The organism is Enterococcus sp. DIV1059_2 (assembly GCF_051713685.1).
GTDB lineage: Bacteria > Bacillota > Bacilli > Lactobacillales > Enterococcaceae > Enterococcus_D > Enterococcus_D casseliflavus.
Map to the genome: position 1 here is coordinate 101071 of NZ_JBIOQK010000001.1, position 24856 is coordinate 125926.

General features: G+C 46.4%; 27 protein-coding genes. 24 read left to right on the forward strand and 3 right to left on the reverse strand.

Going from position 1 to position 24856, the window contains the following annotated elements:
- Positions 1-65: 65 nt before the first annotated feature.
- Positions 66-2699 carry a pyruvate, phosphate dikinase gene (gene ppdK / locus IGI72_RS00465; protein WP_015508725.1) on the forward strand — a complete coding sequence of 878 codons (2634 nt, stop codon included), beginning with the start codon at positions 66-68 and terminating at the stop codon, positions 2697-2699.
- An 81-nt stretch (positions 2700-2780) separates the two neighbouring features.
- Here ppdK and IGI72_RS00470 read toward each other — a convergent pair whose 3' ends face one another.
- Complete coding sequence (locus IGI72_RS00470; protein WP_438752656.1) at positions 2781-3173, reverse strand: YbaN family protein; 393 nt, start codon at positions 3171-3173, stop codon at positions 2781-2783.
- A 172-nt stretch (positions 3174-3345) separates the two neighbouring features.
- On the opposite strand from IGI72_RS00470, the gene IGI72_RS00475 reads away from it, so the two are divergent.
- From IGI72_RS00475 to IGI72_RS00485, 3 genes are all read left to right on the forward strand, one after another.
- Positions 3346-4155 (forward strand): aldo/keto reductase family protein, encoded by an 810-nt coding sequence (locus IGI72_RS00475; protein WP_005226570.1) that lies wholly within the window; start codon positions 3346-3348, stop codon positions 4153-4155.
- 285 nt (positions 4156-4440) lie between these two features.
- Positions 4441-6486, forward strand: coding sequence for a methyl-accepting chemotaxis protein (locus tag IGI72_RS00480; RefSeq protein ID WP_115231519.1), 2046 nt, complete (start codon positions 4441-4443; stop codon positions 6484-6486).
- Between the two features lie 272 nt (positions 6487-6758).
- Positions 6759-6968, forward strand: a complete 210-nt coding sequence (locus IGI72_RS00485; protein ID WP_128489218.1) for a hypothetical protein — start codon at positions 6759-6761, stop codon at positions 6966-6968.
- Between the two features lie 33 nt (positions 6969-7001).
- Here the strand turns inward: IGI72_RS00485 and IGI72_RS00490 are convergent, their stop codons facing one another.
- Both IGI72_RS00490 and motA read right to left on the reverse strand, forming a co-directional pair.
- Positions 7002-7772, reverse strand: coding sequence for an OmpA/MotB family protein (locus IGI72_RS00490; protein ID WP_115231520.1), 771 nt, complete (start codon positions 7770-7772; stop codon positions 7002-7004).
- Positions 7773-7785: 13 nt separating this feature from the next.
- Positions 7786-8550, reverse strand: coding sequence for a flagellar motor stator protein MotA (gene motA / locus IGI72_RS00495; protein ID WP_005232810.1), 765 nt, complete (start codon positions 8548-8550; stop codon positions 7786-7788).
- Between the two features lie 620 nt (positions 8551-9170).
- Between motA and flgB the strand changes: the two genes are divergently transcribed.
- The 20 genes from flgB (at position 9171) to flhA (ending at position 24847) form a co-directional block, all read left to right on the forward strand.
- A complete protein-coding gene (gene flgB / locus IGI72_RS00500) occupies positions 9171-9530 on the forward strand; it encodes a flagellar basal body rod protein FlgB (RefSeq protein ID WP_017144455.1) in 360 nt (119 codons plus the stop codon).
- A 21-nt stretch (positions 9531-9551) separates the two neighbouring features.
- Positions 9552-9968 (forward strand): flagellar basal body rod protein FlgC, encoded by a 417-nt coding sequence (gene flgC, locus IGI72_RS00505; RefSeq protein ID WP_003129038.1) that lies wholly within the window; start codon positions 9552-9554, stop codon positions 9966-9968.
- A gap of 7 nt (positions 9969-9975) precedes the next feature.
- Complete coding sequence (gene fliE, locus IGI72_RS00510) at positions 9976-10299, forward strand: flagellar hook-basal body complex protein FliE (protein ID WP_016608997.1); 324 nt, start codon at positions 9976-9978, stop codon at positions 10297-10299.
- Positions 10300-10326: 27 nt separating this feature from the next.
- Positions 10327-11949, forward strand: a complete 1623-nt coding sequence (gene fliF, locus IGI72_RS00515) for a flagellar basal-body MS-ring/collar protein FliF (RefSeq protein ID WP_438755044.1) — start codon at positions 10327-10329, stop codon at positions 11947-11949.
- Positions 11950-11959: 10 nt separating this feature from the next.
- A complete protein-coding gene (gene fliG, locus IGI72_RS00520) occupies positions 11960-12964 on the forward strand; it encodes a flagellar motor switch protein FliG (RefSeq protein WP_005226586.1) in 1005 nt (334 codons plus the stop codon).
- Entirely contained in the window at positions 12948-13706 is a 759-nt protein-coding gene (locus tag IGI72_RS00525; RefSeq protein ID WP_121260394.1) for a hypothetical protein, read from the forward strand. Before fliG ends, IGI72_RS00525 begins: the two co-directional genes overlap by 17 nt.
- Positions 13703-15055 (forward strand): flagellar protein export ATPase FliI, encoded by a 1353-nt coding sequence (gene fliI, locus IGI72_RS00530; protein ID WP_005226590.1) that lies wholly within the window; start codon positions 13703-13705, stop codon positions 15053-15055. The genes IGI72_RS00525 and fliI overlap by 4 nt, the downstream gene beginning before the upstream one ends.
- A gap of 22 nt (positions 15056-15077) precedes the next feature.
- Positions 15078-15497, forward strand: coding sequence for a flagellar export protein FliJ (gene fliJ / locus IGI72_RS00535; RefSeq protein ID WP_005226592.1), 420 nt, complete (start codon positions 15078-15080; stop codon positions 15495-15497).
- 65 nt (positions 15498-15562) lie between these two features.
- A complete protein-coding gene (locus tag IGI72_RS00540) occupies positions 15563-16936 on the forward strand; it encodes a flagellar hook-length control protein FliK (protein WP_438752660.1) in 1374 nt (457 codons plus the stop codon).
- A gap of 12 nt (positions 16937-16948) precedes the next feature.
- Entirely contained in the window at positions 16949-17380 is a 432-nt protein-coding gene (locus IGI72_RS00545) for a flagellar hook capping FlgD N-terminal domain-containing protein (RefSeq protein ID WP_003129052.1), read from the forward strand.
- On the forward strand, positions 17377-17739 hold the full coding sequence (locus IGI72_RS00550; RefSeq protein ID WP_438752662.1) for a flagellar protein: 363 nt from the start codon (positions 17377-17379) through the stop codon (positions 17737-17739). The genes IGI72_RS00545 and IGI72_RS00550 overlap by 4 nt, the downstream gene beginning before the upstream one ends.
- A 78-nt stretch (positions 17740-17817) precedes the next feature.
- Positions 17818-18714: a flagellar hook-basal body complex protein gene (locus tag IGI72_RS00555; RefSeq protein WP_010748537.1), complete on the forward strand. Its 897-nt coding sequence runs from the start codon at positions 17818-17820 to the stop codon at positions 18712-18714.
- Between the two features lie 35 nt (positions 18715-18749).
- On the forward strand, positions 18750-18947 hold the full coding sequence (locus IGI72_RS00560) for a flagellar FlbD family protein (protein WP_005226609.1): 198 nt from the start codon (positions 18750-18752) through the stop codon (positions 18945-18947).
- A gap of 11 nt (positions 18948-18958) precedes the next feature.
- Entirely contained in the window at positions 18959-19462 is a 504-nt protein-coding gene (locus tag IGI72_RS00565; protein ID WP_005472968.1) for a flagellar basal body-associated FliL family protein, read from the forward strand.
- A gap of 14 nt (positions 19463-19476) precedes the next feature.
- On the forward strand, positions 19477-19842 hold the full coding sequence (locus IGI72_RS00570) for a flagellar biosynthetic protein FliO (protein WP_284591529.1): 366 nt from the start codon (positions 19477-19479) through the stop codon (positions 19840-19842).
- Positions 19839-20603 carry a flagellar type III secretion system pore protein FliP gene (fliP, locus tag IGI72_RS00575; protein WP_005232783.1) on the forward strand — a complete coding sequence of 255 codons (765 nt, stop codon included), beginning with the start codon at positions 19839-19841 and terminating at the stop codon, positions 20601-20603. Before IGI72_RS00570 ends, fliP begins: the two co-directional genes overlap by 4 nt.
- A gap of 25 nt (positions 20604-20628) precedes the next feature.
- Positions 20629-20892, forward strand: a complete 264-nt coding sequence (gene fliQ, locus IGI72_RS00580; RefSeq protein WP_005226613.1) for a flagellar biosynthesis protein FliQ — start codon at positions 20629-20631, stop codon at positions 20890-20892.
- A gap of 12 nt (positions 20893-20904) precedes the next feature.
- A complete protein-coding gene (fliR, locus tag IGI72_RS00585) occupies positions 20905-21654 on the forward strand; it encodes a flagellar biosynthetic protein FliR (protein ID WP_005232781.1) in 750 nt (249 codons plus the stop codon).
- Between the two features lie 30 nt (positions 21655-21684).
- Positions 21685-22752 carry an EscU/YscU/HrcU family type III secretion system export apparatus switch protein gene (locus IGI72_RS00590; RefSeq protein ID WP_016609019.1) on the forward strand — a complete coding sequence of 356 codons (1068 nt, stop codon included), beginning with the start codon at positions 21685-21687 and terminating at the stop codon, positions 22750-22752.
- A 19-nt stretch (positions 22753-22771) separates the two neighbouring features.
- A complete protein-coding gene (gene flhA, locus IGI72_RS00595) occupies positions 22772-24847 on the forward strand; it encodes a flagellar biosynthesis protein FlhA (protein ID WP_005232779.1) in 2076 nt (691 codons plus the stop codon).
- Positions 24848-24856: the final 9 nt, after the last annotated feature.

The following is a 24856-nucleotide window of genomic DNA, read 5'->3' on the forward strand; positions in this document are numbered from 1 at the left end:
AATGTGTCATACTATATACTGCTAATTAATCGAAATAGTATATAACATTTAAAAGGAGGAACATGATGGAAAAAGCAGTCGTATGGTTTTCAGAAGGTACAAAAGAGCAAAAAGCACTATTAGGCGGGAAAGGGGCAAATCTTGCGGAGATGACCAATTTGGGTTTGCCTGTTCCCCAGGGATTTATCGTCCCTGCGACTATTTGCCTGACCTATTTAGAAGAACAGGTTCTTCCTGAGGCGATCATCAAGCAAGTCAAAGCTGCCATCGAAGAATTGGCAGTCCGCAGGAACAAAACATTTGGCGGACTGCAGTCGCCGTTGTTGGTTTCTGTCCGCAGTGGGGCTAAGTTTTCCATGCCAGGGATGATGGATACGATCTTAAACCTTGGGTTGAATGATGAAACCGTCCAAGGCTTGGCTCAGCAGACGGGGGACCCCGTTTTTGCTTATGATTGTTACCGCCGCTTGATCCAAATGTATGGGGATGTGGTGAAAGGTGTAGCAAAAGAGCACTTTGAAGCCTACTTGACAGATTATAAGAAACAGCAGAATTATGCGTCAGACCAAATGATGACTGGCAATGATTGGCAAATGATCTGCCGCGTGTTTCAAAGTATTTATATGGAACATACTCAAGAAGCGTTTCCGCAAGACCCGTTTCAGCAATTGTTGGCAGCCATCACGGCGGTTTTTCGTTCATGGAACAACCCACGGGCAAAGACCTACCGATCTCTCCATCGCATCCCTGACGATCTAGGGACTGCCGTAACGATTCAAGAAATGGTGTTTGGTAACAGCGGGATAAATAGCGGGACGGGTGTCGCCTTCACCCGCAATCCAGCAACCGGGGAACCGGGACTTTTCGGCGAATTTTTAGTGTGTGCCCAAGGGGAAGATGTGGTTGCAGGGATTCGTACACCGCAACCGATCCAAGCGTTGGCACAGCAGCATCCCATGATCTATCAGGAATTAAAGCAACTGGCTGAGCGTTTGGAGGATCACTATCAAGACATGCAAGACATTGAGTTTACCATCGATGACGGCCAGCTGTTTGTCTTGCAAACAAGAAACGGCAAACGAACCGCCGCTGCCGCAGCGCAAATCGCAACGGATATGGTCGCAGAAGGTCGGATCACTATCAGGCAAGCACTAGATCGCATCACACCAGAAATGATCGATCAATTGCTGCACCCGTTATTTGCCCCCGAAGCCTTACAGCAAGCCAAAGCCTTTGCGCAGGGCTTGCCGGCTAGTCCAGGAGCAGCTTCAGGACATGTCTATTTCACTGCAGAGGCGGCGGAAAAAGCCAGCCGCGCAGGAGAAAAAGTCCTGCTGCTGCGGCAGGAAACCTCACCTGAAGATATTGAAGGCATGGTGGTGAGTGAAGCGATCATTACCGCTCGTGGGGGGATGACTTCGCATGCGGCGGTGGTCGCCCGTGGTCTGGGGGTCTGCTGTGTGGTAGGGTGCGAGGCATTAAGTGTCGATGTATTTTTGAAGCAGGCTCGCTGCGGCGAGCTGCTGATTGAAGAAGGTGACGTGCTTTCGGTAGACGGCAGCACTGGCAAACTGTATCAAGGGCAGCTGCCTATGACCAGTGTCCAGGAGCGTGTCTTGCTGGATCAGCTTTTGACGTGGGCACAAGCCCAGGCAGATCTAAAGGTTTACGCAAATGCGGAAACGAAAAATGACATTGAGGCTGCGCTGGCCTTTGGGGCAGCGGGCATCGGTCTGGCACGGACGGAGCATATGTTTTTTGGGGAAGAGCGTTTGTGGAAAATGCGGGAAGTCATTTTGGCGGAAACGAAGGCGGAACGATTGAAGGCGTTGGCTGAGATCAAGGCTTATCAAAAAGCCGATTTCCAAGAAATGCTGCAGGCCGCGCAAGGAAAGAAGTGCACGATTCGTTTATTAGATCCACCACTTCATGAATTTTTGCCCCATGAGCATGAACGCCTTGAAATGGCTCGCCGTAGTCAAAAATCATTGGCAGTGATCGAGCGGCGAATTGACGAGCTGCAAGAGGTCAATCCCATGATGGGGCATCGCGGCAGCCGTTTAGGACTGAGCTATCCAGAAATTTATGAAATGCAAACAGCGGCGATTTGTGAAGCGGCTGTGGAATTGCGGCAGCAAGGAGTCGAGGTAGAGGCGGCGATCTTATTGCCCCTGATCAGTTTGCCCGCAGAGCTGCAGGTGTTGAAAGCGACGTTGACACAGGTGATCGCTCAAGCAGAAGCAACCCTGCAGCAACCATTGCACATCGAGATCGGCATGATGATCGAGACACCTAGAGCGTGCTTGATCGCTGGGGAGTGTGCTGAAGATGCTGCGTTCTTTAGTTTTGGTACCAATGACTTGACCCAAATGACGTTTGGCTTTTCGCGGGATGATGCAGGCAGCTTTATTCAAGCCTATTTGCAGTCGGGGATCTTACAAGAAGATCCTTACCAGCACTTAGATCAGGCGGGTGTTGGCACCTTGATGCGCCAAGCGATCACTGGCGTAAGAGATCGTCAGCCAGAGCACTCGATCGGTGTTTGTGGCGAAGTCGGCAGCGATCCCTATTCCATTGCATTTTTGCGAGAGATCGGCATCGACTATGTTTCTTGCTCCCCATACCGAATCCCTGCTGCCTGGTTAGCGATCGCCCAATCCGCCCCCATCATCGAAGAGGCGTCAGTGGGCTCCCGCTAAAATAGGAGAAAAAAATACACCGCAGTCCACTAGCAAGGCTCGCCTGCTTGGTGGATTACGGTGTGTTCGTGCAGCTTCACCTTACAGGGGCTGATCCGTTTTTTGAATCGCGGGTTTGCGTCCTTTTAAATACCAAATGATCCCAATAACATGGGCGAGGTAGATGGCAGCGAGGACGAAACGTACCAGCAGATTAGGGATCAATAGTGCAGGAATTGCAAAGACTACCAGCATCATGGCAAACATCCGAACCATTCCCTTGGTACTCAGCTGTTTTTGTACGAGTGGTTTTTCAATGTATTTTTGATAATTTTCTGATTGAACCAAGCGTTGATAATAGGTATCGGAACTCCGCAGCCAGAAATAAGCCGTCAGCAAGTAAAAGACCGTTGTGGGTAAGAAAGGTAAAAAGATTCCTAAAGTACCTAGACCGAATGTCAGTGATCCACAAAGAAAAAATAGTGTTTTTTTCAAAAGTAACCCTCCTTATTTGGGTGTTTCGTGTCTTACCCTCAGTATAACGGAGGAGGGGCAGCTTGAATATGCGTTTTGTGTTTTTCCCCGTTTTTTAGCGGCAATAAGAGTTTTTCTTCCCCATACTCCTGCTTTTTTGATAGACTAGAAACAACACAAAGGGGGAAGCAGCATGGAAACGATTGAATTGAATACCGGCATTCAGATTCCAGTGATCGGCAGTGGGACGAATACATTTGGGAAAGAAAACCGAGAATACCAAGGTGCGATCAATGATGATACGACAGAGCTGTTGACTGCTATCAAGCTTGGGTATCGGCATTTTGATACGGCGATTTCTTACCGCAACGAAGCCGTGGTAGGCAAAGCCATCAAGGAAAGCGGGATCGACCGCAGCGAATTTTTCCTGACTTCTAAGATTCCTGGCAAACCAGAGCATACGCAAGATGCAGCTGCCGTGAAAGCGTCTGTCGAAGCGAGTTTAGCAGCCTTGCAGACGGAATCGATCGATCTTTATTTGATCCATCATCCGTGGGACAACTTGGCAGAGATCGCCGCTGTCTGGGCGGTTCTTGAGGCTTATGTCGATAAAGGAGTCTTAAAAGCGATCGGGGTGTCCAATTTCCAAGAAGAAGAACTTAGCTATTTATTGGCAAACAGTCGGATCAAACCAGCGGTCAATCAAATCGAATCGCATCCAGGCAAGTGGAACGATGCGATCATCGCCTATTCCTTAGCCAATCAGGTAGTTCCAGAAGCCTGGGGGCCACTTTCACGGATTTCAGAAGCGGCTCGGGAAACCTTGACCCAAATCGGTGAAGCGTATCAAAAAACCTGGAGCCAAGTGGTCTTGCGTTACCAAATCGAGCGTGGGGTGATCGTGATTCCGAAATCCCATTCAGAAAAACATCAAGCCGAAAATTTAGCGCTCTTTGATTTCGCTTTGACTGCGGAAGAAAAAGCCGTCATCAAAGAATTATAGGCAATAAAAAGCAGTCCCATTAAAGGGGCCCCTACAGCCAGTGCGGAAACTTCCGTGCTGGCTATTTTTATGCAGTCGCAACGCTCCTTCATGACTGAGGAGCTTTTCTATTCGTTAGATCAGCAACCGTAAGCCTTAGCAAAAAAGAAAATGCGCTTGCAGCCGTTTCTGCCAATGAACCCTCTTAATCATTCAAAGAAATAACCGATTATCCTTACTAAGGGTCGTCTACGGACGAGTCTTCATTGGATCGTGTGAAATTGGAAATGAAGGAGTGGCACAGTTGTGAAAAAAAGAAAAAAGACGATAGGAATTTATGTGATGATCACCTTGATGCTGGTTGCGGGGATCCCGATCATTGTCATGCTGACAAGTTCCTATTTAACCACCAAGAACTTATTGATTGAACGAAATGATTTGAACAAAGAAAGTGCCGTCAATTTGATCTTGGCGGAAGAAAAGAGTTTGCGCCGATCGACGGAAAGCAAATTGAAATCAATGGCTGAACTGCCAGCGATGAAAACAGAATTCAGCATGGGACGCATCCGTTCAGATCTTTCTTTAGCGATTGCTGGAAGCAACAGCTTCTTAGCGGTGACTTTTGGAACAGAAGATGATGAATATGTAACCTTCAATCCCTTACCAGATGATTATAAGCCTACGATTCGGCCATGGTACAAAGGGGCCGTAAAAGCCGAAGGAGAAGTGTATTGGACAGCACCTTATTTAGATACAGTGTCGAATCAATTTGTGACGTCGGCTTCGATCAGGGTCAAAAATTCCCATAATCAAGTGGGGGTTTTAAGCGTCGATGTTTCCTATGAAAGCATTCAAAACATCTTGTCTTCCTTTACCGTAGGGCGGACTGGGAATGTCACCTTAGTTTCAGAATCTGGGGTCATCGTGACCTCAAAAAACACCAAACAAATCGGTAAGAATATCAAAGAAGAAGAAGTGTTCCAAAAAATCAAAGAAGCTAAAAACCCGACAGGCATGGTTGGCTTAGGCGACTCGAATAAAGTCAACGATGTGTTGTATGACAAGTCTGCTGATTCCAATGTTTGGGCGTACTCCGAAGTCAAAGCTAGTGATCTAGACAAAGAGTTAGGAGCGTTAGTCCGCACCACCATTATCGTTACGATCTTGATGCTGCTCTTTGTAGGACTGGTTTCTTATGCCGCGATCAAAGTAGTCGCAGCGATCATCGATTGCTTCAATCGTTACTTTAGAAAAGTAGGTGAAGGCAAACTAGAGAAGATGAGCAAAACCAAAAGAGCCAAAGGCGAAAAATGGACATGGGAGCAATTGGCACGCCGAGTTGTATATCCAGACAAAGCAGGCAATGAGATCCAGCAAATGGCGGACAATTACAATGTGATGATCGAAGGCACGGGTGCATTGATCCAAAAAGTACAAAAAGAAAGCAACAGTGTCGCAGGAATGTCGGATTCTTTATTAGAATTGTCAAAACAAACCAATATTGCGACAGAAGAAGTCTCTCAAACCATTACGGGTATTGCTGAAGTGACCGGTGCGCAAGCCCAAGAAACAGAATACAGCGTGTCCCAAATGCAAAATCTGTCGCAGGTCGTGAAAGAATTACGAGAAAATGTTGGCGGCATGAGCAGCAAGTCGCAAGAATCTACGAAGATCAATCAAGAAAACTTAACGATCATGGATCAAGTCGATGACAGCTGGCGACAAGAGTTGGCACAGATGGAGCGTTTGATGTCGAACATGACGGGAATGAATGATAGTATCCAAAACATCAACTCGATCATTGGGGTCATCAACGATATTTCTTACCAAACCAACTTGCTAGCTTTGAATGCATCGATCGAAGCCGCAAGTGCAGGTGAGTCGGGCAAAGGCTTTGCCGTCGTGGCTGCTGAGATCCGTAAATTGGCGGAACAAAGCAAGGCTTCTACCAAAGAGATCGAAGCGATCATTGAAGAAATTCGTGAGCAGTCTAGTCAAATGGTCAAACAAACGTCGGCGTCTGTCAAAGGCGGCGTTCGCCAAACCAACTTGATCAAAGAAGCGATCTCGTCTTCAAAAGAAGTTTTCCAACGCAGCAGCTATATGATCGAAGGCATCCATCATATTGAAGCAGCCAGTGCCCGTATCGAAAACATTCAAAACAGTGTACTGGAAAACTTAGAAAACATTTCCGCATCAACGGAAGAAAATGCCGCTGGTACACAAGAAGTTTCCGCAAATGCAGAAGAAGTCTTGGCAACCATGGATGAATTTACCAACCATGTGGCCGATCTCAGGGACATTGCAGAAGAGTTGAAGCGATTGACCAATCGGTTTGAAGTGGAAAAATAAATGATTGATTAGCGAGAGCTGATCATCCCCCCATTCCCAATAAATTCGTTGGTAATGGGGGGTTTTTTGATGTGTATGGTTAAATCAGAATTGTCCAACTGCAAAAAAAGAAGGTCAGTTAGGAAACCGTAGGGTGAGGCATGAAGCATCTGTTATAATGAGAAGAAGCAACCAATGGCTGTCGACTTTTGCCAAGCAGCAACATCAGACAGGTGAACTGTGATTGCTCATTAAGAAGCGTACACTTTAAGTTGAGAAAAGGAGGGGTACGGTTGCTGAAGATTTTTGGAAAAGAATACCAATTGATTCGTCTCGCCTCTTGGCTGATGCTAGTTATGGGTATCATCATTTTAGGCTTAAAAGGGTTGCTTTTTATGGTTTTTGAGGTTCCTTTTATTGATCGTTCCACATTGGTGGGCATTGTCATCATTTGTTACGGCTACTACAATTTATTTATAGATAAAAAAAACGATCGCCTTTGAAAGGGGATCGTTTTTTTAATTGGAAAAGGTTATTTATTGAGCAGCTGCCGTTTCAGTCCGCTGAATGATCATCTCCACGCGGCGGTTTTCCGAGCGGCCTTGGGGGGTGTTGTTATCGGCTTTCGGTTCGGTATCGGCAAAGGCTTGGATGGCAGCATTTTTTTCTAAAACGGCGCCTTTGCTGATGAAGTACTCCATAACGGTAATGGCCCGAGCGGAACTAAGATCCCAGTTAGATTGGTAGCGGCCATTGCCTTTTTCAGGTACGTTATCGGTATGCCCAGCGATCACGATTTTGTTGGCTTTTAATTTTTTTAGTGAGTCCGATAGCAGATCCAGTGACTGACGAGTGGTGTCCGTGATCTCGGCGCTGCCAGAGGCAAACAAGATGCTGCTGGCAAGCGTGATATGCAAGCCATCGGATTCCAAGCGGACTTCTGTCTGCTCTTTTAAGCCAGAAGCTGCCAGCTCTTGTGCCAGCTGGTCGCTGATTTTTTCTAGTTGCTGATTTTCCAGTTGGGTCCGAACCGCTGCTTCTTGCGCTTGTGCTTCGGCAGAAGTGGCGGCTTTTTTTCGCGGCGTGGTCTCGCCCATATCGATCACCGACCCAATCACAGATGAATTGCTGTGGTGGCTGGAAAGGATGGTGCCAAATTCGCTTTTGATTTCTTGGAACTTCTCATCATCGACTTTCGCCATGGCAAACATGACGATGAACAAAGCCAGCAGCAAGGTCAACATATCCGAGTAAGGCAAAAGCCACGCTTCGTCTACATGTTCTTCATGTTTCTTTTTTCGCTTCATGTCGCTTCACCCTTTATAATTGTTCTTGCCGTTTTTTCGGATCGATCAAGCTGTATAATTTTTTCTCAATGCTTTTCGGCGATTGCCCGGCTTGGATCGCTAAGACCCCTTCCACGATGATCGACATCATTTGGACCTCTTGCTCCGATTTCAAGGTCAGGCGTGAGCTAAAGGGAATGAACAGGACATAGCCGAAGAAAATACCATAAAGGGTCGCCACGAAGGCCGCCGAGATCATGTGCCCCAGTGCCTCTACATCCTCTAAATTACCTAGCGCCCCAATCAGCCCGATCACGGCTCCTAACACCCCTAAGGTCGGGGAACTCGTGCCGGCGGTTTTAAAAATAGCCGAGCCGATGCGATGCCGTTCTTCGATCCCATAGATCTCATTCTCCATGATTTCTTGGATCTGTTCGGCAGCGATGCCATCAACCACCATTTCCAAGCCCTTTTTTAAAAAAGGATCTTCTAAGTTTTGGATGGCACCTTCAAGAGATAACAAACCGTCGCGCCGGGCTTGGTTGGCTAATTCAACGATGGTATTGATGGTTGTTTTTAAGTCGTATTCTTTATTTTTCAGCAGAACGCCGAAGATCTTCGGGATTTTTTTGATATCACTGCTGGGAAATGAATTGATAACGGCTGCGATCACACCAACGAAAATGATGATCGCGGCTGCCGGATTGATCAAAACGGCCACATTGGCACCTTTTACAATCATCCCAACCACCACAGATATCAATCCTAAAATAATACCGATCAGCAAGAAAAAATCCATTTGTTGCGTCCTCCTAAATTCTATTTCCAGGTTTTAAACCCTCATTTATTTTATCGGTGAATTAAAATCATTCTTAATAGCAAAAAAAAATAATCCTAAAAATAACTAAAATAAATTTTCAGCTTCTTCTTTTTTTGTTGTTTTTTGGGCAAGTGGCGGCAAATTTTTGAAATGGTACAGCTTGCAATTTTTGTGAATATTTATAGATGGTACCGTTTTTTTTCGTGAAGCGTTTCTCAGGGTTTGTCATGTCATTCAGCACAAATGAAAATGTTTTAATCAATTTTTCGAATAATGCTTGTTTTTTTATCAAAAATCATCTTTTGATCAAAAAGCATAGATATGCTTGTAAAACGCTTTATATCGATCGTTTACTTTTTATAACTGGGGACGAAATTGCGATGAAACAGTGTTTAACAAATAACATAACATGGTTGTAACTTAAATGTCATATCCGTAAAGTTGCAAAAATCAAATTGTAAAATAAAAATAATTCTACTATAATGACATCACGTCTTCTTGTTTTTTTAATCTATAACAAAAAAATAAATAAATATATTTGTTTCTGTTCCATCGCTGAAAAAAACGTTTGGTACAGAAGGTGGAAGGAGCAATTATTGTTGGATACCTATGATTTATTAAAAACAGCCATGAACGTTTCTGCCCAACGCGCAGAATTGATTTCGTCTAATATCGCCAATGTCAACACGGATGGGTACAAAGCAAAACGCATCGTGTTTGAAAGCGAATTAAAGCAGGCACTCGCTTCATCAGGGACGGACGCTGCAACCGAAGCGTCAGTTTCTCAAGTAAAACCGAAAATCACTGAAAATGCAACTACTAGCATCAAAGACAACGGCAATAACGTGGATCTTGAAGTGGAGATGTTGGATCAAGCAGCCAATGGGTTATATTACAGTGCATTGACCGCACAAGTCAACGGTCGCTTGCAAATGATGAACCTTGTATTGAGTAATTGATAGAAAGCGCAGGAAAAACAAATGGGTATGTTTAATGGACTAACGATCAACGCGAGCGGTCTAGCATTGGAACGGTTAAAACTAGATACGATCTCCAGCAATATCGCAAATGTAAATACGAATCAAACACAAACAACCGCTGCTTATCAAAAAAAGAGTATTCTTTTTTCAGAAAATTTAAAAAATAGTCGCGAAGGAACACCGGCTACATACGGTGTCAAAGTGACGGGGATCGCTGCCGATGAGACGGAAAAACTGACCTATGATCCTACCAATCCCGCTGCAAATGATGAGGGATATGTCGGTCAATCAAATGTGGATATTGCCGATGAAATGGTGGCAATGTTGCAAGCGGTTCGAACGTACGAAGCCAATGTTTCTGCTTCAGAAATGAATAAAACGATCTTGAAAAAAGCATTAGAAATATCAAAGGGGTAACGAGAAAATGGATGGACTTTTAACGACAGGATTAACGGACTACCAAAACGTTTTGCGGACACTAGGCACGGGGGCTGCTTCAAACGAGACCAGTGTTGCAGGCGCCGAGGAAAATCAGTTTTCTTCTTACTTGACCCATGCGGTCGATCAGTTGAATCAAAAAACGGCGGTCATGGATCAAGATACTGTAAATTTGATCACCGGCGATGAAAGCGATCTAGGGAATGTGATGATTCGCATGACGGAGGCGCAATTGGCGCTACAAACAGCCGTTCAAGTACGAAACAAGTGTTTAGAAGCTTACAATGACGTGAAAAATATGCAGTTTTAGCAGTGGGTGAGGGAATAAGGATAAATGATGGATAAAGTGAAAGAATGGACAGAACAACTCAAAGACCGTTGGCAAATGCAAAGCTCTTTAAAGAAAATGATCGTTGTTCTTTCCGTTATCAGCGTTCTCGGAATCACAGCAGCTGTGTATTATTTAAATACGCGAATTGAATACGGTATCTTGTTTACGGATCTAAGCGATGCCGATGCGGGAACGATCAGCAAGGATTTGGAGGAACAGCAGATCGCCTACAAATTAGCCGACAATGGGACGACTATTTTGATCGACAAGGACCAAGTCGATGAATACCGCATCAATCTTGCCGTGGACAATAAATTACCAAATACCAGTACAGGTTTTGAATTATTTGATGATGCCAACATGATGACAACCGACGAAGACCGCAAGATCATGTATCAGCGGGCAGTAACGGGCGAACTGCAACGGGCGATCGAGTCGATCGATGCGGTCAAATCCGCCAAAGTTTTACTCGTGATGCCAGAAGAAAGTGTCTTTTCTTCTGAGGAAAGTGCGCCAACTGCTTCTATCGTGTTGACCTTGAAAAATCAGCAGATTGCAGACGAGTCCGTGCAAGGGATCGTTACCTTGACTTCAGGGGCAGTGGAAAAGCTGAAGCCAGAAAATGTAAAAGTCGTTGATAGTGCGGGCAATACCTTGACGAGAACCGAAGATGAAGCCAGTCAATTAAGTGGCCTGAACAATAAATACATTGCCATCAAAGATTCCTACGAAAAAACGCTAGAAGAAAAAGTAGCGAAGCTGCTGACACCGATCTATGGTGCAGACAAATTCCAAGTGTCGATCAATTTAGACTTGAATTTTGACTCGATCGAGCGGAAGAAAGTCACTTATGATGACCCAGAGATCAAGAGTGAGACAGTGCAGGCTGCTGGTTCGCAAGGCACCGTCCAAGAAGCCCAAACAGGGACGGTGGATGACAATGTCTCCAATGTGACGGGTACGGATGGAGAGGGAAACAATTCCTATAGCCGTTCGGTGGAAAACGAATTGGATACCGAGACCACCACGACCATTACGGCCCCTGGCATGATCGAACGAATGACCAGCTCGATCGTGATCAATGCGAACCTTTCGCAAGCGGATCAAGCAGAATTGCAGCAGTTGATTGCTAGTGCCGTCGGCTATGACAATGACCGTGGTGATCAAATCGCGATCCAAGGATTTGACTTTGCCCAAGCAGAGGTTGATCCAGCCGTTGATCCGCAAGGGAATGAACCGATTGCAGCTGCCAAAGGTTATCTCAAGTATGCCATCATCGGCGGCATCGTGTTGACCTTGTTCTTAGTGATTTTAATGATCGTTGGCGTGATCCGACGTCGTCGTAAAGAAGACGAGCTGGAAGTCGATGTGACGGAGGAAATGGTCACTTTTGCACAACCGTCAGCAGTTAGCACTGGTACAAGTCCGTCAGTTGCACAAGAAGTCGTTTTTGGCGGTGTCGGCAATCGGTCTGCTGAAACGAAACCAGCGGTGCCAGAAGCATCCACACAAGAAGCCGCAGCAGAACATTCAGGAGAACCAACATTGGATCAAACGGCTAGAAATTATGCCGAAAGCAATCCTGAAGTAGCGGCGGAATTGATCAAAGCTTGGATGAAAGAAAAATAAGGGGGCAGCCATGGATACAATAGACGGGGTAAAAAAAGCAGCGATTCTTCTGATCTCTCTAGGATCAGATACCTCTGCAAAGATCATGAAGCTGCTGCCAGAATCATTTATACAAAAGGTGAGCTATGAGATCGCCAATATCGACTTTGTCAGTCCCGAAGAGCGGGATCAAGTGTTGGAGGAATTTTCTCATACCGCAACGGCTCGCAAATATGTCTTAGACGGCGGGATCGATTATGCCAAAAATTTGCTGAACCAAGCATTAGGCCCTCAAAAAGCCAAAGAAGTCATTGACGTATTGACTCAGATTCAGCTGCGGGAACGGCCCTTTAATATCGCTCGCAAAGCCGATGTTCAACAGTTGACCAATCTGTTGATCGGTGAACATCCGCAAACGGTAGCGTTGATTTTGTGCTACATGCAGCCGGACAAAGCGGCCAGCGTCTTGTCGCAGTTTCCCGATCATTTGCAAGTGGAGATCGCTGAACGGATCGGGACGATCTCCAGTACGTCGCCTTTGGTGATCGAACGGATCGAAAAAGTGATCGAGAACAAATTCTCGAATTACATTGAGAACGATACGGAAAATGTCGGTGGTGTGCATACTCTGGTTGAGATCTTGAACTCAGTCAGCCGCAGCACCGAAAAGAACATTTTGAACGACTTAGAAAAGCGGCAACCAGAACTCTCCAACGAAGTGAAATCCAGCTTGTTTACTTTCGAGGATATCGTGACCCTCGATCGCTTGGATGTTCAAAAAGTCTTGCGAGATGTTCAAAACGATGTGTTAGTCTTAGCGCTTAAAGGCACGACCGATGACATCAAGAACTTTATTTTCTCCAACCTCTCATCACGGGCGGTGGAAAATCTGCAAGAAGAAATTCAATTTATGGGTCCTACCCGCTTATCTGCTGTAGAAGAAGCCCAACAAAGTGTGGTGGCTGTGATTCGACGGCTAGATGAAACCGGTGAGATCTACATCGGAAGGGGCGACCAAGATGCAGTGGTCAAATAGCAGTTTATTGAAGCAGCAGGCGGTCAAAACGACCGAAGCTGCGCGCAGTATTTTGACGGATACGACCATCAAAGCGCCGATTGAGAAACCAAGCTTAGACCCAGAACTGCAAGCGGCTAGACGTGCACGCCAGTTGGAGCAGGAACGGCATCTGCAGCAAATGGAAGCCTTGAAGCAGCAGATTTTGACCGATGCACAAGAACAAGCGGCGCAAATTCTAGCAGAAGCGAGAACGGAAGGCTTTCAAGCAGGACAAGCAGACGGCTTTCAACAAGGCTATCAAGAAGGACTCAATGCCAGCAAAGAAGCCGCGCAAGCATTGATGGCCCAAGCCCAAGCCAATGTCGCTGAAGCCGTCTCTGAGATCAACGCCTTTCGCTCAGAGAAAAAGCAAGAGATGATCGCTTATGGCACGGCAATCGCTGAAGCCTTGATCAATCAACGTTTTACAGACGAGCAAGCAGGCTTCCTGCCTTTTGTGGAGTCTGTGCTATGGCAATTTGAACAACCCGATCAATTTGTGACTGTTCGCAGCCAAGAGCAGCATCTTGCAGGGGTGCGAGAATTGTTGGAAACCAAAAAGCAGACGATCAGCGGGTTTCGCTATTTACTCATGGCAGATGACAGCTTGGCGGAACACGATTTTTGTATCGAATCTGAAAATGCCTTGGTGGTTTTTGAATTGAGGAAAGAAATCGCTCGCTTTTTGAGCCAATTTCTAGAAAGCAGTGTGAAGGAATGACGTTTGAATTACCGATCACAGCGCTGCGCAAAACGGCGCAAGCACAGCCGTTTTTTACCACCTACGGCAAAGTCAGCGAAGTCGTAGGTCTGCTGATCAAAGTCGAAGGGCTGGCGGTTTTCATAGGGGAAATCTGTGAAGTCGCATTGCAAAACAAGACACATACAGCCTTAGCCGAAGTCGTAGGCTTTGTGAAAAAAACCGTGCTCCTGATGCCCCTTGATCAGCTAGAAGGCATCGGACCGGGCTGTTTGGTGCGGCCAACTGGCAAATCATTGACGGTAAAAATCGATGATACGTTGCTAGGGCACACCTTAGATGGACTAGGGCGACCGTTAGATATGGCGCTGGAGCTGGAAAGTGCGCCAGAATATCCAGTTAGTCAAGATTCTCCTGACCCCTTTCGCCGTCAAAAAATCGCTGAGATAATGCCGACAGGTGTCCGGGCGATCGATGGTCTTTTGACCGTCGGCCTTGGCCAACGGATCGGCATTTTTGCCGGCAGCGGGGTCGGTAAGAGTACTTTATTGGGGATGTTGGCTCGTTATTGCGAAGCCGATGTCATCGTGATCGGCTTGATCGGCGAGCGGGGACGAGAAGTCAAAGAATTTATTGAAAATGATCTAGGCCCAGAAGGTTACCGCAAGTCGGTCGTTGTCTGTGCTACCTCCGATATGCCGCCCCTCGTACGATTAAAAGGGGCTCATGTGGCAACAGCGATCGCTGAGTATTACCGTGATCAAGGGAAGAAAGTCGTATTGATGATGGATTCGGTGACCCGTTTTGCGATGGCGCAGCGGGAGATCGGTCTATCGACAGGCGAGCCGCCGACGACCAAAGGTTATACCCCTTCTGTGTTTACAGCTTTACCGAAGTTGTTAGAACGCAGTGGGATGTCGGACAAAGGCTCGATCACGGCCTTTTATACTGTCTTGGTAGAAGGGGATGACATGAATGAACCGATCGCTGATGCGGTGCGGGGAATTCTTGATGGACATATTCTGTTGTCCCGAAAAATCGCCGCTCAAAATCATTATCCTGCCATCGATATTCAAAACAGCCTCAGCCGCTTGATGAAGACCCTTGTTTCTGAGGAACAGCATAAACATGCGGGGGAACTAAAAGAAAACATGGCCGTTTATGCAGAGGCCAAGGATTTGATCGATATCGGTGCCTACAAAAGCGGCAGCAATGCGTTGACCGACCAAGCGATCGCGCTGCATCACCCCATCCTGCGGTTTTTACAGCAAAAAGTGGATGAGCGGATCCCATTTGAACAAACGATTTTTGAACTGGCGCATTTGTTCAGTGAAGAAGCGCTGATCGAGCGCCAGCGTTCGACCATGTAAAACAGATCATAAAGGAGCAGCTATGCAAGCATTTCACTTTTCCTTAGAAAAAGTATTGGATCACCGAAAAACCATTGAGCAAGAAGCCAAACGCGCTTACGCCCAAAAACAACAGTTGTTGATTCAGCAAGAACAGCACCTGAATACGCTGACACAGGAAAAAGCCCAGCTTTTTGATGTCAATGAGATGACCATTGGGCGGATGCAAGTGCAACAACGCTATTTGCTTGCGTTGAATGCCACCATCGATGAGGTTCAGAACAAAATGTTTCACGTGAAGCAAGAATTGGCAGAGTCTTTATCGGTGGTGGTAGAAGCGCAGCAGGAACGCAAGATCGTGGAAAAGCTGCGAGAAAAACAATTTGCTGAATACACCTATGAACAGCAATTGGAAGAGCAAAAACAATTGGATGAGTTCGGCAATCGCGCCTTATTTTCTTAAAGCACTAATGGTTTTAGTGATGAGACGACCTTGGTTTCAAAGCATCAGCTGAGAGGAGGTGAACAATGAAAGAGATCACAACAAGTGCCGCAACCGCTGTACCTATCGGTAGCAAATCAAAAAAGACGGAGGCGTCACCAGAAGTCTTCAGTTTGCTGATGCAACAGCTGACAGAACAGACAGCAAGCAATCTGCCAGCATCCTTCGAACCATCAGGTATGACGGAGCAAACCGCCACCGCACCAGAAATGGGGATTGCCAGCAGTATGGAACATCTGCCGCAGGAGCCAGAAATCACTCCAGCAGTCGAACAACCTGCAACGACACAAGCGCCAGGAATGAGCCAGATCAGCCAGGCACCTTTTGCAGGCTTGGTTCAAGAAGCGCCACAGGCATCAATGGCAACGACGGAGCAGAACCAAACGAGCGCCACAGCAGCTTCTCTCGACAGTGTTTCAGCAGCTTTTCCAGCACCAATAGACGTAGCCACCACAGTCATCAACCCCTCCGAGCCTGCGCTTGAAGGTCTAGCTTTGATGACAAATGACAGAAGTGAAGCCGCAGCAACAACGCTTGAAACACCTTTGCCAGAAGACTTAGTAGGCGAGGAGCAGACCACGGCAAAAGAAATCGCTCCTTTCAAGGAAATCAAGGAAGTCGATTCAGTAACACAAGCCGCGATTGCACAAACGACAGAAACACAGCTGAAACAGTCCACCGAAGGGACCGCGCAATTGGGCCAAACGGGACCATTAAATCAAGTGTCGCCAGTGACCAACCAAGCGACGGATACGACTAGCACCTTGCAACGCACGAATGAAACAGTCGCCAAAAAAGCGGAAGCTGTTTCTGCACAAGCCATTGCTTCTTCAGCAGCAACCGACAATGAAATAGCGGCACCAGCACTGCAGCTGCTTGATGTTTCTCCCCTTTTGACCAAGCAAGGACTAACGCCAACAAAAGCGAGTATGGAGCAAGCGGTCCTGCCCTTAGCAAAAGCGACTGCCCAACTCGTCCAAACGAGCAGCACGGCAAGCGAGAAAAAAATCACGCTGCAATTCGTTCCCGAAAAATTAGGCACGATCCAGCTTTCCCTAGAAACGAATGCCCAAGGCAGCCGCTTAGAACTGACCGTTCAGCAGCCACAAGCCAAAGAATTATTGCTGTCCATCAAGCATGAGCTAGAGCAAGTTTTGCAAAAGCAAGAGCAGCCGATCCTAGCGATCAAAGAACCTACGTTAGCTTCTGTCCAGCAGGCTAGTCCGCTGGCAAATCAATCCTTTGCCGGCAGTATGATGGCAAGTGACAGTCAGTTAAGCCAACAGCGGTTTTTACAGGCTCAAAAAGGACAAAGCAAAAAGCCATTTCATCAAAGCAATACGGCTGAGGAAGAGCCGCAATTAGCACCGATCGATCATGCGATCAGTATTTTAGTGTAAAGGAGGAGACCTATGGCAGATGAAATTACAGCAGCTGCGGCCGGTATTGCCAATACATCGGCATTAACGCAAACAAAAAAATCTTCAGATATCTCCATGGATGATTTTTTGAAGATCTTAGCCGCATCTATGAGCAACCCATCGATGGGAGGCAGCGATTCTTCTGGTGGTGGTAGCACCGACTATATCTCGCAACTGGTTCAATTTACGACCTTAGAGAGCTTGAATGAATTGAGCGAAACATTGACGACCTCGGTGATTTTACAGCAACAGCAGCAAGCTTTTAGCTTGATCAATAAACAAGTCACTCTGATGGACGGCACAGAAACATTGTCAGGAACCATCGAAAAAGTCCGCTTTGCCAATGGCTACGCCACGATCGTCGTAAATGGCAAAGAATACAGTATGAGTGCGATCCAAGAGATTGGCGGCGAAGCAAAATGAGTTTGACGATTCAACAGGGGCTGCAAAAAGTTGCCGGGGAGCCTTATCAACATCCCCGCAAAGGCGTGGACAAACAAGCCTTTTCTGCAATGCTTGAACTAAAACAAAGCGACATCAAAGTCTCGCATCATGCGCAAAAGCGTTTGACCGCAAGAGAATTGACCTTACAAGACGATGATTATCAATCCCTTTCAACGGCGCTTAGTGAGCTAGCGGAAAAAGGCAGCAAAGAATCACTGCTCGTGTACAAAGATATGGGCTTGATCGCCGATGTCCATTCACGAACCATCATTACGGCGATGGGGATGAATGAGCTTCACACCGTCACCAATATTGACAGCGCCACATTTATCAAATAGCAGCTGGACTGAAAAGGGGCTGCAAGTATTTTCTGAATGACAGAGGAAAATACGCCAACCATAAGGAGGAAAACAAGCATGTTACGATCATTATATTCAGGTGTTAGTGGAATGAAAAATCTTCAAACGAAAATGGACGTGGTTTCCAATAATATCGCCAACGTCAATACGGTTGGATTCAAATCAAGTCGAGTACTTTTCCAAGACATGATGAGCCAAACGATGTCTAACGCAACTGCGCCAGGCAATGGCTTAGGCGGGATCAACGCAACGCAGATCGGTTTAGGGGTTCAGACGGGCTCCATCGATACTATCAATACAGTCGGTGCCCCGCAATCGACAGGTCGCAGCATGGATTTTTATATCAGCGGACAGGGCTACTTTATGGTACAAGGACCAGGAGCAAATGGCGAAACCTATTACACACGAGATGGCGCATTCGTGCGCGACAGCAACGGAACCTTGACCAATAGTGATGGGATGCAAGTCCTAGGTCGTTCAGTCAATGGCGGTCAACCAGTTGTCTATGATGACAACTTTGATGAAAACACGGCATTGAGCGGACAAGATGCGGTATCTCCCTTGTCGATCCCAAGCACACTGACCGTCAATGGGGAAACCTTGACCTATAACTCCATGGCGATCGATGCCAATGGCTTAGTGTTGGCAAAATACGGCAATCAAACCTTTGTGATGGGAAAAGTCGGTGTCGCAACCTTCAATAACCCAGAAGGCTTAGAAAAAGTCGGCGGCAACAACTATATCCAAACCAGCAACTCAGGGAATCCGATCGTTGCAGGACCTGGCAACAATGGCGCAGGAACGCTGCAAGCAGGTGCCTTGGAAATGTCCAATGTCGATCTTTCGACAGAATTTACCGAAATGATCATTGCGAGCCGTGCCTATCAAGCAAATTCAAGAAGTATTACGACTTCTGATGAAATGCTGCAAGAATTATTGAATCTAAAACGTTAAGAACGTGACGCTTCATCATTGAGAGGAGTTTGACCATGATTCTAGTGACAGCATTGAATGGCAAGCCATTCTATTTAAATCCAACATTGATTTATCGGATCGAAGAAATGCCGGATACATTGATCACACTGACAGACGGCAAAACATTAGTGGTGACGGAAGCTGCGCAAGAAGTTGCGCAGCGGGTGATCGAGTATCATACGGTGATCCATTCGAACCAAGTGAAAACGTAAGGGTGGGAAAGATGGCAAAAGAAGAAAAAGCACCAAAAGCAGAAAAAGAGAAAAAAGGCTTGAGTATGGTTGTTTTACTGCCGATCCTCTTGATCGTGGTAGTCGGCGGCAGTATCGGCGGGACCTTAGTGACGAATCACTTTTTGACGGGGGAAAAAACAGCAGCTGCTGAAACAGCAAAAGACAGCAGCAAAATCTCCTCAGACGAAGCGATCGTGGCATTGGATGAATTTTTAGTCAATCTGGCCAAAGAAGACAACCAAGAGCAGCAATACATGAAGGTCAATTTATCGATTTTAGTGGCGGATGAGGAAAAAAGCGCGGAAGCCACGAAAAATGTGGCCGTCATTCGTGACAGCGTCGTGAACTTATTGCGCCAACAAAAGGCCAGCGGTATTTTGAGCTCCGCCGAAAGTGTACCGAATTTAAAAAAAGCATTGAAAGAAACAATTAATCAGGAATACGGATCAGAAATCGCCAAGGATGTTTATGTGACGGATTTAGTGATCCAATAGAAAGAGGCATGTTGATGGAAACATTTTTATCGCTGGTCAAAATGATTGGGTTTTTGCTGCTTATTCTTTATTTGATCAACATCAGTTTGAAATATTTGAATCGTTACACGAACCAGCACAATCACCAGCTGCGTATTTTGCAAAAAATCGCCGTCAGCAAGTCGTCTTCGATCGGGATCGTCCAAATCATGGACAAATGTTATGTCATGAGCTTTTCTGAACAGCAAAACCAAATCATCAAAGAGTTGACGCCAGAAGAAACGGCCGCTTTTTTACAGCAAAGTCTAGAAAGCACCCAAGTGCAAGCTGGCAAAGACTTTTCTGAATGGTTCAACAAAGCCAAGGCGGAAATTGCTGGTAAACGAGGCAAGCAAAAATGAAGATCAAAGGCAGAGATATCAAGATCATGGCTGCGGTCCTTTTCAGCAGTCTGATGCTTCCGCAGACGGCATTTGCGCTAGACACGGAAGACGTCAGTTCCACCATCAACAATTTATTGTCGAATGGGAATGGCTCAAGTGATACGATCAATACTTTCTTGTTGCTGACGCTGCTTTCCCTTTTACCAGTCTTGCTGATCATGATGACTTCTTTTACTCGTATCATCATGGTCTTGTCCTTTGTGCGCAGTTCGTTAGGTACACAGCAAAACCCGCCCAATCAAGTGTTGATCGGGTTGGCCTTATTCTTGACATTTTTTATTATGAAACCTGTGTATACCGACGTCTACCAGCAAGCGATTGAACCGTTTGATCGACAAGAGATCAGCCAAGCCGAAGCCTTTGACCGCTCAGAAAAACGGATCAAGGCCTTTATGATGGTACAGACACGGGAAAAAGACATTGCCTTGTTTGCGGAAGCTGATGGGGAGACCGAAAAGTATCATTCTTCTGACGATGTTCCTCTGACCGTTATGGTACCGGCGTTTATTATCAGTGAGTTACGAACGGCTTTCAGTATCGGCTTTTTGATTTTTATCCCCTTTTTGATCATTGATCTGGTCGTCTCCAGTATCTTGATGTCGATGGGGATGATGATGCTGTCGCCGATCATGATCTCACTGCCCTTCAAGATCTTACTATTTGTTTTAGTGGATGGCTGGTATCTGATCGTGGAGTCGCTGATCAAGAGCTTTCAATAGCCGCTAAGAAAGGAGCCAAGAGGAAATGACAGTAGAAATGGTACTTGATGTGCTAAGGGAAGCCTTTCTTCGAATTTTAGCGATATCTGGCCCTGCCTTATTGGTCGGCATGCTCGTTGGATTGGTGATCAGTATTTTTCAAGCCACTACCCAAATCCAAGAACAAACGTTGAGCTTTGTGCCGAAACTATTAGCGATTTTTTTGACCTTGATCTTGGCGGGGAATTTTATGCTGAATCTCTTGTTGAATTTTACCAAAATGATCTTCAAGATGATTGCGGCAATGTAAGGAGGAAACCTGATGGCGCCGATTCAAGCGACGGTGTTGATTTTTTGTCGAATATTGGCGTTTGTCGTCCTTTGTCCGATCTTCTCACAGCAAAATTTTCCGTCACTGGCAAAAATCGTGATCGGCATGGCCTTGACGGTCCTATGTCTGCCAACGGCACCTGCGATTCCCGAGCTTTCCCTCTTTATGCTGACGGTTTTCGTCATCAAGGAAGTACTGTTTGGGATGGCGATGGGCTATTTGAGTCAGCTGGTCTTTACTGGTGTGGAAATTGCGGGTCAACTGATCGACTTTCAAGTAGGCTTTTCGATGGCGCAAGCCTATGATCCGACGTTGCAAATCGCCTCTTCCCAGTATGGCAAAACGTACTATTGGCTGACGATCGCTGTGTTTTTTGGACTTGATCTGCATCATCGACTGATCACAGCATTGCTGTTGTCTTTTCGGATCGTGCCCTTAGGCTCTGTGGTGATCCAAGGAACGACGGTTGAAGGCATCGTCAAACTTTTCAGCCAAATGATGGTGATGGCAGTCAATCTTGCGGCACCAATGATCATTGCGCTGCTGTTGGTGGACCTGGTGCTAGGTGTGATTTCTCGGTCGATTCCCCAGATCAATATTTTGATGATGAGTCTTTCGATGAAAACCGCCATCAGTTTTGTGGTGTTTCTCTTGCTACTACCCAATGTTCTTTCGTACTTAGGCAAACACTTGCCAGATACGGTCCGCTATTTGCAGGAGTTTATCGAGTCCTTTCAATAAAGTAACAGGTAGCCAGCAGGAGGTGAGAAGATGGCAGAAAAAGATGGCAAAACCGAACTACCTAGTGCCAAGCGGCTGCGGGATGCCCGCAAACGCGGGGAGGTCCCTAAGACCCAGGAATTAGCAGCAGCTGTTTCGCTATTGGTCTTCTCGTTTTTGATCCTGTCTTTATGGCAGTTTTTCGCAGCTTCTTTTTTGCCTTATTTTTCCCGAAGTTTGGCGCAGCTGGCTGATTATCAAACCAGTTTGGCGGATCTGCCGAAACTGGGGGTGCAGAGTATCTTGCTGTTGCTTTTGTTGTGTGCGCCCGTCTTTCTGGTCGCGCTCGGAGTCGGGCTTATCACGAATTATGCCCAAGTTGGTCTGTTGTTTTCTGGCAAGGCCGTCAAACCAGACTTTAAAAAGCTGAACCCCATCAGCGGGATCAAGCAGCAATTCAGTTTGCGCTCGTTGATGAATTTAGGCAAAACATTGGCGAAATTCGGCGTGATCGTCTACTTGTGCTACCAACAATTTTTAGCCGCCGTCCCTGTTTTACTGGGTTTGAGTGAAGTCGGGTTGGAAAAAACGATCCTGTTCATGCTGCTGCGGGCCAAAGAATTGTTTTTACAGATCTCGATTTTCTTGATCGTTTTGGCCGTAGTCGACTACGGCTACCAACGCTATAGCCATCGTAAGAACTTGATGATGAGCAAGCAGGAAGTCAAAGAAGAGTTCAAGCAAATGGAAGGTGATCCGCAAGTCAAAGCACAGCGCAAAGCGAAGTACCGTGCGATGACCCAAAATGCCATCGCCAACGTCAAAGAAGCGACGGTTTTGATCACCAATCCGACCCATTTCGCCATTGCGATTCGTTACGATGCCAGCAGTGAAGGGGTGCCGCGGGTCCTGGCCAAAGGGGCAGATCAGCTGGCGCAGCGGATGAAAGCAGAAGCACTGAAAGAAAATATTCCACAGATCGAAAACCGTGAAGTGGCACGAGCCCTTTATCGCCAAGTAGAACCCGGGGATCTGATCCCGGTTGAGATGTATGAAGCCATTGCCGAAATCATCGCTTTGGTCTATCAGTTAGAAGAAAGCCAACGCGGCAAGATTTAAGGAAACAGGAGGAACAAAAATGAATGAGGCTGCCTCAAAACCGAAAAAAGGCATTGGTCTGGCGGATATCTTAATCTCGGTGATCGTCCTAGCTATTATTGGTTTGATTATTATTCCATTACCGAGTGCACTATTAGATATTCTGATCATTATCAATTTGACGATCGCGATCAACATTTTACTGATCACCCTGTTTACCAAATCAGTGTTGGAATTCACTACGTTTCCAACCTTGCTGCTGATCACAACGATGTTTCGTTTAGGTTTGAACCTATCTTCCACGCGGTTGATCTTGACCCAAGGAAATGGCGGACACGTGATCGATGCCTTCGCCAATGTCGTTGCCGGCAGCAATTACATCGTGGGGATCATTTTGTTCGTGATCATCATGGTGGTTCAGCTAGTCGTCGTGACCAATGGTGCAGGGCGTGTCTCAGAAGTGACTGCTCGCTTCACATTAGATGCGATGCCCGGCAAGCAAATGGCGATCGATTCCGACCTAAATGCCGGTTTGATCACGGAAGCGGATGCCCGCAAACGACGAAAAGATCTGCAGCGAGAAGCTGATTTCTTTGGTTCGATGGATGGTGCCAGCAAGTTTGTCAAAGGGGATGCGATCGCAGGGATCTTGATCACTGTCATCAATTTAGTCGGCGGGGCGATCATTTTCTCCATGGGGGGACAAATGACCGTCATGGAAGCCTTCGCCCAATTCGGGAAACTGGCGATCGGGGATGGCTTGGTCAGCTCGATTCCCTCTTTATTGATTTCGATTGCTTCTGGGGTGATCGTGACTCGTTCTGATAACGATAGTTCCTTTGGTTTAGATATTGCGGCAGATGTGATGCGTAATCCCCAACTGTTTCGGATCGTGGGGGCGATTCTCTTCGTCTTAGCCTTAGTTCCTGGGTTTCCTTTTGTGCCTTTTGTGTTGATTGGCTTAGGCCTTTTCGCAGCCAGCTTTCTGGTGACGCAAAAAGAAGAAAAGCAGCGAGTGGAACAAAAACAATGGGAACAAAAATTGGCACTGGAACGCAAAAAAGAAGCACAGGAAGAAGACGATTCCGTGGCTTCCTTCCAAGTGGAACCAATCTCAGTGGAAATCGGTTATGGTCTGATCCCTATCGTGGATAGTTCGATCGACAACAGTTTGATGAACCGCATCGTGGCGATCCGTAAACAGAGTGCTAGAGAATTAGGGATCTTAGTCAGTCCCGTTCGTATTCGCGACAATCTCTATTTGGATGCCAACGATTACGTGATCAAGATCCGCGGCAACGAAGTCGGCCGCGGCGATATTTACCCGAATAAAGTCATGGTGATCAGTCCGAATGAAGAGCCGTTTCCTTTTCAAGGAATCGCAACAAAAGAACCAGCCTTTCATCTGGATGCTATGTGGATCGATGAATCCGATAAGGAGATGGCGGATCTGCAAGGGTTTACGATTATCGAGCCGTTGACCGTGATCGCAACACACTTAAAAGAAATCATCTATGCCCATGCACCAGAGCTGTTAGGTCGCCAAGAAGTCAAGAAATTATTGGAGGGCATCAAAGAACAGTACAATGTCGTGATCGATGAATTGATCCCCGATATTTTACGGCTCGGCGAGGTCCAAAAAGTTTTACAAAATTTATTGGATGAGCAAATTCCCATCAATGACTTAGCAACGATCTTAGAAACGTTAGCCGATTACGGCGTTGTCACGAAAGACGTAGAAGTTTTGACAGAATATGTCCGCCAAGCATTGAAACGGACGATCGCTGCCAAGTATGCCAATGAGAACCACGAGCTGCAAGTGGCGGTGATCCAGCCGAAACTAGAAGAAATCATCGCTCAAAGTATCCAAAAAACCGCAACTGGCTCGTACCCGGTCTTAAAACCAGATACCGTGACCAAGCTGTTGGATTCCATCAGTGGGATCCAACATGCGGCGATTGCTCAAAATATCAATTTCGTCATTTTAGCATCGCCTAAGATCCGGTTAGCATTCAAAAAAATGATCGTTTTTAATTTTCCAGATATCGCCGTTCTTTCTCTGAATGAGATTCCCAATGAAATTGCGATCGAGACGGTGGGCAGTATTGACATTTAAGCAGAATTT